The organism is Vibrio rubrogenes, from assembly GCF_059641415.1.
In genome coordinates, this window is record NZ_JCARSY010000060.1 from 1 (window position 1) to 10,807 (window position 10,807).

Here is a 10,807-nt window from a genome sequence, read left to right on the forward strand (position 1 = left end):
AGCCTTTTAAGGCTTAAGCTTAGACAATTACACAGAAATCAGGACAGTCTCGACAGTTTTGATTATGCCGTGTGACTTCATCGTACACCTACATTCTGCATCCTACGGCTTATTTTGGGACAATATCCTTTCACCAATGAACAGTCAAAGTATCAAGAATTGAGTCATGTTTTTTCGCAGTTATCATCTTTAGTTCTCCTCTTGCTACAACGACCAGATCTTGAGTATCATGTGCTAAAAAGAAGCCAAAATTAGAATTTAGCATGATTAACGAATGATTAGGCATTCTTTTCATTGAGTCTTTGAATACGACAGAATACTGCTCCGTATTAGGTTTACTCTCTAGTTTGTACGCATGATCTATAGATGAATAGACAAGATTTATAGCCATGGCTACAACTATAAATAGATAGATTGAAACTTGTTTGTAATTTTCGATATAACGCCAGATAGGCAATCTAAAAAAGCATAGATAAAAGGCTACAATTGCACCTAAGTAAATAGTGCTGGGCTCTATCTTCCCTGTCATAGCGCTTGGGACTATTAGTAGGCTAATAAATCCAATAGTCAGTAATTTATAACTAAAACTCGCAAATGTTATTGACTTATCATCTTTCCCATAATCTTCTTCAACAGCAATCTGCTTCACTGCATTAACTGAACCGAATAGAACGCCAAGCAAAGATATGACGGTGGTTACCAAAAGCCAAGCTATCGATTCAATGCTCGCAGACACATAATCATTAATTGTGAAAAAGTCCCCAACATTTATGTCGTAGTTCCAAAACAAAAGTTTAGTATGCAGGAAGCCGCTGACGAAAAACATTGCCGTCAAGAAAGCGAGAAATGTTGAGAACTGCTGACTAGTTACTTTTACTTTACCAACAATGTCAGCCGCAAAATAATTCAATCTATTCTTGGTCAGTCGTTTTACTTTTTGTCGGTTCTCTTTGCGTGCCGTTTTAGCTGCCACACATATTTGATTGGCTTGAATCTCATTGATTTCTTCTGTTTTTATGTGACTTTGAGGTGTCTCATCCCAAGAGGTTTCGAGAAAGCTTAGCAAGTTTCGTCTTGCATTATACCGCCATAAATTGTGATAGTCTGAAATTAAACCCTGATACATCTCTAGAGGCACACTTTCTAAAACAATCTCTTCATCAACAGATAGTTTCTCGTTGAATTCGCCACCAACATCATAAAAGCCAAAAGCCTTATTCCTTACTTTATTTGCTATTTTTTCATGCTGAGACATGTTGTATTCGGGAAACAGCTTCACGGACTGCATGCAAAACAAAGTAAAAGCTACATATTTAAGGTTGTTCTGTGCTCTCCCATACCTACCTTTTCGAAATTTATACAACTTATATTGCAGTGGCATGCGGTAAAGCAAATTGCGTAGCTTGAGCAAATAATACTTTGTTTGAAAGAACATATAGAGCACCTATGAAAACATATTAGTATAGAGTTTAAAGTGTATGAGTCTAAGAACAAGCACTCTATATTGTCGTTTTTCAATTAATAGATTTCTATCAACTTGAAACAGTCTGAAAGAGGATACGGTTTTTCTTGCTTGAGTATTGATATTGATGGGTCAGAAAAGTTGTAACGCATTTTAGGGCAGAACTGATTCAGAGTAACCTGTAAGATCCAGTCACATAGGGGGGAAACGAAGCTGATAGATTGCATTCAGACTATCAGCTTATCTGTATTAACCACTTCTGCATCAGGCTCTGTTACATTAAACCGTGGTTTCTGACACTCGCGAATGCAGTGAGGCCGTGCCGTCGAGACACTTCCCCCCATGGTTTTTCCGCTACGCATCAACCTTCTGTTTTTTGTGCCGTTGCCGGTGCTAAAAACCGTTGCGGAAAATCACTGAAAATCCCATCAACGGCAGACAGGTGTCGGAAACGCGGATTGTTGACCGTATAACACCAAATCTCAACTGACTTTTCACGTAGCTTTTTAATCTGTTTCTTGGTCAGCCAACGTGCATTGAGATGGCAACTGAAAGCGGATGTTTCATCCAACAGACGGATAATTTTTTTGTTCAGTCTTTCGGCTAAAACACCGAGACGAAATTCAGGAAGCTGACGACTCATTTCCCGCATCACATCATGATGGAAGCTGGATAATAAAATCGAATCGGGTGAGACATCACTGGTCTCTAGTTCTTTCTTGAGTGACGCAATCACCGGACCGACTGCATCATGATCGAGCTTCACTTCGAGGTTGACATGAATACCCGTGGCTTTCACGACTCTGAGCAGTTCTTGTAAAGTCAGAATGGTTTCTCCGGCAAAGCTTGGTGCAAACCAACTGCCGAAGTCGAACTGTTGAAGTTCCTCGACGGTTAGTTGATCAATGCGTCCTTTACCGTTACTACAGCGGTTAATTTTGTAATCGTGACAGACCACCAGAACCTGATCTTTGGTGGGCTGAATATCCACCTCGATCCATTCAAGGCCGAGGTCAATTGCGGCCATGATACTGGCCATGGTATTTTCCGGATAGTTTCCGGCGACACCGCGGTGTCCGACAATTCGGGGCTGCATTGTGTACTCCTTACCAAAAAGTGTTGTGAATCATAGACTGAAGTCACTGTAAACGATAGCGTTGCGTGTGATTCAATGTGTATCGATAAAAATGAATATTGATAAGAGCGGGACAGTTGTCATGCTATTCAGTCAGTTGATGAAAACAGCCTCGAAAATGTATGGAGCCAGTCTGCTTTCTTGTTTGAGCAAAGGTTTGATGAGCGATAGTTTAGCGCAAATCGGAGCATCGAATTGATTTATCTGTTGATAATGAGAGTGTTTCTCATTAAGATGAAATCAATTTGACACAACCTACTTTATCTCTATGAATCGTTTCAGATACAGTGCATTCGTTTTGACTGCATTGACAGCATTTCCCACATTTGCAACAAAAATAGATCAAGCTCAATCTATTCAGGAAAAGACCAATCAAGCCTCAGCGCATAGTCAGAAGGTCATTGATAAGAGTGCCTCTGAATCAATTGAACTGAAAGCATCAATCGAAAGGCTGAGAGAAGAGGTCAATAACTTACAAGTTTATCGTCATCATCTGAATACATTGATTGATAGCCAGAACCAAGAAATGACAAGTCTGACGCAGCAAATCAATGATATCAAAGAAACCCGGCAGGGGATTGTTCCCCTGATGTATCACATGATTGACGGACTGAAACAGATCATTGCACAGGATAAGCCGATCAAACTTGCGCAGCGCAAGGAACGTGTTGAGAAATTGACTGCGTTGATGGGAAGAGCCGATGTGAGTGAGGCAGAAAAGTATCGCCGTATTTTAGAGGCCTACCAAATCGAAATGGATTACGGCAATAAGATCGCAACCTATCAGGATAATATTACCACGTCAGACGATGTAACCCGCGAAGTCGATATGCTCAATGTCGGTCGCCTGAGTCTGATTGCGAGAAGTTTAAATCATCAGGCGTTCTGGGTGTGGGACATGCAATCTCATCAGTGGCTCAATGGCGATACTGCGCTGTTAGCACGCATCAATCAGGCGTTTGATTTAGCCAATCAACACATCGCACCGACCTTGTTGGATGTTCCGGTTTCTCTTTCTGTTGCGGAGGCAAAATAAGATGAAATTGAAAGTATGCCTCAGCCTTTGTTTATTAAGCCTGACGACGCCGACCTTGGCTGATACGAACCAAAAGCCATTGGTCAATCAGGCACAAGCCGCACAACAACAGGAACGGCAACATAATCGTGAGAGAGAAGGGGCGTTTCAACAAACTGAGCAAACGTTACGTGAAGAAGCGGAACGCTTGCAAAAAACCAAAGCCGCCTTGCAAAAAGAGATTGACTCACTGACATCCCAATTCAGTAAGAATGAAAGCGCTTTGGCGAAACAGGAAGAAAAGCTCCGGCTTGAAACCGGCTCTCTGGGTGAAATCTTCGGTGTGGTGCGGCAAAACGCCAAAACCCTCAAATCAGATTTGTCCCATTCGATTACTCAGATTGACCGACAGACTTATACGCCGGTTGTCGATGACATTGTGGCCGCGAAATCTCTGCCATCACTCAAGCAGCTTAATGGGCTGTGGCAGAGTATGAATGAGCAAATCCGTGCGAGTGGTGAAGTCGCATCTGTGAATATTCCTTATGTCGATGAAGCGGGAATCAAAAACACTGAAGCGGCTGCTCGTCTCGGTTCATTTGGTTTGATTACCGATCAAGGTTATATGAACTGGGATCATAACAAACAGGTGGCGATTCCTTATCTCAAGCAACCTGATGACGGACCGACGCTGGGCAGTATTGCACCATTACTGGCCGGTCAGACCCAGCCGCTGATTGTTGATCCGTCAAAAGGGACGTTGTTGGCGCAGCTTGCCAATGCTCCGACCTTGCTGGATCGGTTAAAAGCAGGCGGTGTTGTCGGGAATATCATTCTCGGGCTGCTTGCCATTGGTCTCATTATCGGTCTCTTCCGGGGCATTTCACTGGCAGTGATTAAACAAAAAATTAAAGCGCAACTGAAAACGCCGGAGCAACACGGTAATAATCCGTTAGGCCGGGTGCTGAGTGTTTATGACAAAGAAAAACACCGGAGTGTTGAAGCGTTGGAACTTCGTCTGTTGGAAGTTGTGGTTGATGAGCAAAGTCATCTTGAAAAGGGCTTGTCGATGCTTAAATTGCTTGCTGCGTTAGCGCCGATGCTCGGGTTACTCGGGACCGTGACAGGGATGATTGAAACATTTCAGGTCATTACGCAGTTCGGGAACGGTGATCCGAAAGTGATGGCCGGCGGCATTTCAATGGCTCTGATTACGACAGTTCTGGGATTGGTTGCCGCGATGCCGATGCTACTGGCACACAACATCCTTTCCTCTCAGGCAGAAAGTATCCGTACCATCCTTGAAAAACAGGGAATTGGTTTAGTTGCCGCACAAGCAGAAAACGATCAAGCCGCGAAAGATGATGTGGAGCAAGCCGCGTGATGGAAAGTTTTTTCATACCATTTCATCAATTACTGTTGCCGCTAAGCCATTTTATGGCACAGGGCGGTACGGTGTTATGGTGGCTGGCAGCGGTTGTTTGTTTGAACTGGTTACTGGTGATTGAACGCTTGATCTATCTGTTTTTTCATTTTCCCAAACAGAAGCAGTACTGGATTCAAACGTGGACTGAGCGTCATGATCAGACCTCATGGTATGCCCGCTCAATCCGTGAAGGTTGGCTGGGACAGGCCCACAACGCGCTCCATCAAAATTTGAATTTTATCAAAGTGCTGGTGAGTATTTGCCCGATGTTAGGGTTGCTCGGGACGGTGACGGGGATGATTTCCGTCTTTGATGTGATGGCGAATCAAGGCAGCAGTAATCCGAAACTGATGGCCTCGGGAATTTCTCTGGCCACCCTGCCGACTATGGCGGGTATGGTTGCCGCGCTGGTGGGTATGTTTATCTATGCCCGATTGTATAAAAAATGTCAGTGGCTCGAAATGAAACTCGAAAAATCACTGAGGAGTCGTTTATGAGACTGGGAAGACGCTCAGTAAAGCAGGATGAAGCGCAGGTCGATTTGACCTCGATGTTGGATATCGTATTTATCATGCTGATCTTTTTTATTGTGACCAGTTCTTTTGTGCGCGAATCCGGTGTCGAAGTGAACCGGCCGAATGCGTCACATGCGGTGAGCCAGAAACAGGCCGGTGTATTTGTGGCGATAACGGCTGCCAATGATATTTATATTGATAAGCGGCGTGTTGATGTCGAGCGGGTACAGGCAACTCTGGAACAGATGCTAATGGACAAACCCGATGCTTCTTTGGTGATCCAAGCCGATGAGCACGCTTATAACGGGACGGTCGTCCAAGTGATGGATGCAGCCAAGAGTGCTGGTGTGAAACAAATTGCATTGGCGACGGAGAAACGGTAATGATGCGCTGGTTATTTGCTCTGCCGGTCGCGATTGTTTTTTCTGTCGGTCTGTTTAGCTTTATGGCTTGGATGGTTGATAACGGCTCGCATCAGAGACCTGAAGAGCAGAGTGCTTTGCAGTTTAATATGCTGATGACCGAACCGGATGATGCGGTGCAGCGCCGTCAGAGAACGGTGCCGGAAAAACCAAAGCCGCCTGAAGCACCGAAAATGATGACTGCCGCTCAGCAACAGTCGTCGGTCAATCATGCTCCGACGATGGCGTCTGTCCCTGAGCTGGGATTATCTGCGGGTTTGGACGGCGTAGCGATTCAGGCGCCTGCGCTCGATATCAATGCAATAGGCAGCAGCCAGCAGGCCATTCCTCTTTATCAGGTGAAGCCTGATTATCCGCCGAAAGCGATGCGGCGGGAGATTGAGGGTTCTGTGACATTACAGTTCGATATTGATGAGACCGGACGGGCAGTCAATATTCAAGTGATCGACAGCCAGCCTAAACGGATTTTTGATCGGTCAGCCAGACGGGCGATCAGCCAGTGGAAGTTTCAGCCCCGGGTTGTCAACGGTAAGGCAGAGAAACAGGTGGGAATGACTCAGGTCATCAAGTTTGAGATGGATAAATGAAGATGAAATATATTTTTATCGGTTTGTTATGGCTCTATGCGAGCGCTGTCTCTGCGGTCGAACTGAGTCGTCATGTCGCAGCCCAAGTGATGCAAGCTCAAAAACAGGTCGAGCAACAACAACTGGAACAGGCGATTCAGACCTTGCGTGCAGTCACCGCGGCGAAACCACAAGACAAGGCTTATATCGCTTTACTTTTAGCCAATTACTACTGGCAAAATGGTCAAAGTAAACCTGCGATTGAGCAAGCACGTTACGCGGTCACATCAAACCAACTCAAAGATGAACTGGGCTGGTCAGCCAAGCGGATGCTGGCAGATCTGTTGGCGAATGATCATCAGTATCAAGAAGCGGTAACCTATTATCGGCAGCTGGCAGACAACGCACCACCGAAAAAAGATCTGTCCCAACTCTGGCTGCGAATCGGACAGATTCATTATCTGTTATCTCAGTGGCAACAAGCATTGGATGCGATCTCCCGGTATGAAGATTTCCAGCTGCCAGATGCGGTGACGCCACTCTCAATTCAGTTGGGGGCACAAATCCAGCTGACTCGGTACAAAGCTGCAATTCCAACCATTAAGCGGTTGCTGGCGCTTGAACCTGAGCAGCGTAACTGGTGGTTGCAATTGGTGAATATGGAGCTCAAAACCAAACAGTTCCGCTCAGCGCTTGCTTCATTAGAATTGGCACGACTGAAAGGCGTGAAACTTTCGGAACAGAATCTGAAATTGCTCGCGAGTCTTTATGCCCAAAACGGCATTCCTGAAAGAGCGGCCCGGGTGATGGCTGAGTTGGCTGGGCAATCCTCACCGACACTTGAAGAACTCACCCAAACGGCTTACTACTGGCAGCAGGCAAAAGAGTGGGATAAAGCCATTGAAAACTGGCAGCTCGCAGCCCAACACGATAAAAAATATTACCGGAACGTTGCCCGCTTACAATTACAGCAAGGAAATTATCAGGAGTCGCTTGACGCATTGGCCTTATTGCAAGGGCACGCTCAAGCCGCAGATATTGCATTGCTACGGACGCAAGCACTCTACAAGCTCAATCAATTTGAGCAGGCACTCAGTCAGGCGAAGAAGGCCGATAGCCTTCAACCGTCCCACGAGGCTAAAAGTTGGATTAAGTATCTGACCCAACTGCATGAATATCGAAAAAACAGAGAGTCTTAACTACACACTTCGAGCCATATCACAACATTGATGAGTCGTCATGTCACTGATGAATGGGAAATCTAAGACTCCCTCGAATAGAAGCCAGAGATGAGATGACGTCTCTATTATGCTCAGTCATGTTATCGGCAGATCAACCGATAACAGGATATTGCTACTGTGAAGATAAAAATGACCCTTCTTTCGCTCCTGATTCTGGCACAGGGAGCTAACGCTGGATTACATGATGAATTTCCTGAACAAGTCATGTTGGCCAATACCTACACACCCAACCGTGATGAACTTGAATTCAGCCATTACCGAGTCAGTGAAAAACTGGATGGTATTCGCGGGGTTTGGGACGGCAAGCAGTTACGAACTCGAAATGGTACGCAGATTCATGCCCCACAGTGGTTTTTACGCCAGTTGCCGCCGTTTCCGGCTGAGGGTGAACTCTGGGCTGGCAGAGGGCGGTTTCATTTAGTTCAGCAGACGATTCTGGATCAGCATCCTGATCCAAAAAGCTGGCAACAGGTGTCATTCATGTTGTTCGATATTCCTTTCGGTATCGGCCCTTATCATCAACGCTATCAGAAAATAGAATCATGGTTACTCAGCCAGCCTGATATTTCCAATATTCATCTGATTCAGCAATTTGCTTTGACATCGCAAAAGGCGCTGGACAAATTTATGCAGCGCATCACTCGAGCCAATGGCGAAGGGATTATGTTACGTGACTGGAATGCTGTTTATCATTCCGGGCGTAGTGACACGTTGCTCAAGATGAAACCCTATCTGGATGATGAAGCTCAGGTGATAGGTTACAAAAAAGGAAAAGGGAAATATCAGAATCAGGTTGGGGCACTCCTGGTACGAGATCGCCGTGGAATAGAGTTTTATATTGGTAGTGGTTTGACTGATCAGCAGAGAGCATCGCCTCCGACGATCGGGAGTTGGATTACTTATCGTTATGACCGAATGACAACAAAAGGAAAGCCCCGCTTTGCGCGATTTCTCCGTGAACGGCTGCCTTGAATCAAAACAGCTTAACGGTTTTTCTGATGATGATTTCTATGACTGCATTCTGTGATGGGTGTGGGGACTGGCGGGTGCCCCAAATAACAGGGGATGCATTGCATCCCCTGTTAAAATCATCTTGTGGTTATCACATTATGACGAAGCGATATTCAATTTAGGAATCGAATGTTGTTTGAAGATCCATCCGAGCCGACTCCCTAACATCAGTGCCGCTGAAGAGAGACCAATAATAAATCCGACCCAGAATCCGGCAACGCCCATCGGTTCTACAATCCAGTTCGTTAGGGCTAGAATACAACCGAAAGGCAGTCCAAATAGCCAATAAGCAATGAAGGTAATGTAGAAAAGGGCCTTCATGTCTTTGTAGCCTCTCAAAGCTCCGGCAGAGACAACCTGAATCGAATCGGCGCATTGATAAATCGCCGCGATAAACAGCAGGTGAGCCGCCAATGCAATGACTTCAAGATTGTCTGTATACATCCAAGCCAGTTGTTCACGGAACAGGATCGTTAATGTCGCGGTGATGACCGCAGTGCTCAGACCCAAGCCGATCCCTACTTTTGAGGCGATGATTGAGCCTTCAAAGTCATCTTCACCGAGCTTATGGCCGACACGGATACTGACCGCTGCACCGATACTCATCGGAAGCATGAACACCATCGATGAGAAATTCACAGCAATCTGGTGTGCAGCCACAACCGTTGCACCTAATTTGGCAACGAGAAGGGCAACCACGGCAAAGAGTGATACTTCAAAGAAGAAGGCTGCTGAGACGGGAAGCCCTAGCTTGAAAATCCGAATCTGTTCTTTCTTATTGATACGAGAAAGTGACTTGAAAGGGGAGATCGGCTCTAGCCGTTTTGCTGTGATGATATAAAAACATAGCATCGAGAACATCAGCCAATAGACAATTGCTGTTGCGACCCCACACCCGACACCGCCCAATGCCGGAGCACCGAACTTACCGTAGACGAAGATCCAGTTCAGCGGAATATTGATCAGTAAGCCGAGGAAACCAATCACCATTGCTGGTTTGGTCATCGACATCCCATCCGTAAAGTTTCTCAGCGCCTGAAAGAGCAAGAAAGCCGGTGCACCAAACATCATGGCATACATGTAGTTGCTGGTCTTTTTTGCCAGTGGGAGATCGATGTCCATCCAGACCATTATTTGGTTGGTCTGGAACAAAATCAGAATGGTCGGGATGGTGAGCAAAAGTGCCGTATAGATACCTTGCTGAACTTCGTAAGGAATGCTGTTCTGTTTGCCTGCACCGTTCAATTGAGCAATCACAGGCACTAAAGCCATTAAGATCCCCATACCGAAAAGAATAGTTGGCATCCAGATACTACCGGCGACAGCAACAGCAGCCATATCGACAGCGCTGGCACCACCTGCCATCACGGTGTCAACAAATCCCATTCCCGTTTGTGCCACTGAGGCGATTAATACCGGAACGGCAAGGTTAAATAATTTTTTTGTTTCTGCTTTATAGAGATGCACAAAATTACCCAATGAGACAAAAATAAAACGTAATTTACTGCTATTTATATATACCCCATATTTCTGAGACGTCAGAGATCATATTTGTTCTCTGACGCTTCATTTGGTATATAACGGCAGCCCGATAGCCTGAGCCCTGCTTGAGATGATACAAATGACCCCGAGTCATCTCATTTTGCTGTCCTTGCACTGACGATATTCAATGAAGCTATCATATGAGTGTCGTCTGAATATATTCTATCACTGTCATACTAAAGAGGCAGCAATAATGTTGAGAGGAATCGCTTAAGGCACAGCAAAATTTGTTTGAACAGAACGAAAAAGAATTTGGATATTCATGAGGTTGCGCATTATGTTCAGCTTGGCTGAAACTAGGGCCGATGACCCTAGATCATGACGGAACTGATTACGAGCGGTCAGATTTGGAGAGAGCCTGTTGAGCGGCTTGACCGATAGATTCAACATCGGTGTTATTTGCGGCTAAGAACCGTTCGAATAATGGCATTAAAGCGCCCATTTTCTCATCAATGGCATCGCGTACCGTGTC

10 protein-coding genes are annotated in these 10,807 nt (G+C 45.5%); 7 read left to right on the forward strand and 3 right to left on the reverse strand.

Annotation, left to right across the window (positions count from 1 at the left end):
- Window positions 1-130: 130 nt before the first annotated feature.
- On the reverse strand, window positions 131-1,255 hold the full coding sequence (locus AC55NX_RS19940; RefSeq protein ID WP_157371874.1) for a hypothetical protein: 1,125 nt from the start codon (window positions 1,253-1,255) through the stop codon (window positions 131-133).
- Between the two features lie 568 nt (window positions 1,256-1,823).
- A complete protein-coding gene (locus tag AC55NX_RS19945; protein ID WP_496997318.1) occupies window positions 1,824-2,558 on the reverse strand; it encodes a glycerophosphodiester phosphodiesterase family protein in 735 nt (244 codons plus the stop codon).
- A gap of 307 nt (window positions 2,559-2,865) precedes the next feature.
- Here AC55NX_RS19945 and AC55NX_RS19950 point away from each other — a divergent pair, with 307 nt between their 5' ends.
- From AC55NX_RS19950 to AC55NX_RS19980, 7 genes are all read left to right on the forward strand, one after another.
- Window positions 2,866-3,633, forward strand: a complete 768-nt coding sequence (locus tag AC55NX_RS19950) for a DUF3450 domain-containing protein (RefSeq protein WP_496997319.1) — start codon at window positions 2,866-2,868, stop codon at window positions 3,631-3,633.
- 1 nt (window position 3,634) lies between these two features.
- Complete coding sequence (locus tag AC55NX_RS19955; protein WP_496997320.1) at window positions 3,635-4,996, forward strand: MotA/TolQ/ExbB proton channel family protein; 1,362 nt, start codon at window positions 3,635-3,637, stop codon at window positions 4,994-4,996.
- A complete protein-coding gene (locus tag AC55NX_RS19960) occupies window positions 4,996-5,535 on the forward strand; it encodes a MotA/TolQ/ExbB proton channel family protein (protein WP_496997321.1) in 540 nt (179 codons plus the stop codon). Before AC55NX_RS19955 ends, AC55NX_RS19960 begins: the two co-directional genes overlap by 1 nt.
- On the forward strand, window positions 5,532-5,936 hold the full coding sequence (locus AC55NX_RS19965) for an ExbD/TolR family protein (protein ID WP_496997322.1): 405 nt from the start codon (window positions 5,532-5,534) through the stop codon (window positions 5,934-5,936). Before AC55NX_RS19960 ends, AC55NX_RS19965 begins: the two co-directional genes overlap by 4 nt.
- Complete coding sequence (locus tag AC55NX_RS19970) at window positions 5,936-6,562, forward strand: energy transducer TonB (RefSeq protein ID WP_496997323.1); 627 nt, start codon at window positions 5,936-5,938, stop codon at window positions 6,560-6,562. Before AC55NX_RS19965 ends, AC55NX_RS19970 begins: the two co-directional genes overlap by 1 nt.
- A 2-nt stretch (window positions 6,563-6,564) precedes the next feature.
- On the forward strand, window positions 6,565-7,740 hold the full coding sequence (locus tag AC55NX_RS19975; protein ID WP_496997324.1) for a tetratricopeptide repeat protein: 1,176 nt from the start codon (window positions 6,565-6,567) through the stop codon (window positions 7,738-7,740).
- A gap of 159 nt (window positions 7,741-7,899) precedes the next feature.
- Window positions 7,900-8,754: a DNA ligase gene (locus tag AC55NX_RS19980; RefSeq protein ID WP_496997325.1), complete on the forward strand. Its 855-nt coding sequence runs from the start codon at window positions 7,900-7,902 to the stop codon at window positions 8,752-8,754.
- 135 nt (window positions 8,755-8,889) lie between these two features.
- Here AC55NX_RS19980 and AC55NX_RS19985 read toward each other — a convergent pair whose 3' ends face one another.
- Entirely contained in the window at window positions 8,890-10,260 is a 1,371-nt protein-coding gene (locus tag AC55NX_RS19985) for an MATE family efflux transporter (protein ID WP_496997326.1), read from the reverse strand.
- Between the last annotated feature and the right edge of the window lie 547 nt (window positions 10,261-10,807).

Excerpts from the sequence above, each read along its gene's own strand:
- AC55NX_RS19940 (WP_157371874.1), bottom strand. The coding sequence starts at position 1,255 with ATGTCTCAGCATGAAAAAATAGCAAATAAAGTAAGGAATAAGGCTTTT.
- AC55NX_RS19945 (WP_496997318.1), bottom strand. The coding sequence starts at position 2,558 with ATGCAGCCCCGAATTGTCGGACACCGCGGTGTCGCCGGAAACTATCCG.
- AC55NX_RS19950 (WP_496997319.1), top strand. The coding sequence starts at position 2,866 with ATGAATCGTTTCAGATACAGTGCATTCGTTTTGACTGCATTGACAGCA.
- AC55NX_RS19955 (WP_496997320.1), top strand. The coding sequence starts at position 3,635 with ATGAAATTGAAAGTATGCCTCAGCCTTTGTTTATTAAGCCTGACGACG.
- AC55NX_RS19960 (WP_496997321.1), top strand. The coding sequence starts at position 4,996 with ATGGAAAGTTTTTTCATACCATTTCATCAATTACTGTTGCCGCTAAGC.
- AC55NX_RS19965 (WP_496997322.1), top strand. The coding sequence starts at position 5,532 with ATGAGACTGGGAAGACGCTCAGTAAAGCAGGATGAAGCGCAGGTCGAT.
- AC55NX_RS19970 (WP_496997323.1), top strand. The coding sequence starts at position 5,936 with ATGATGCGCTGGTTATTTGCTCTGCCGGTCGCGATTGTTTTTTCTGTC.
- AC55NX_RS19975 (WP_496997324.1), top strand. The coding sequence starts at position 6,565 with ATGAAATATATTTTTATCGGTTTGTTATGGCTCTATGCGAGCGCTGTC.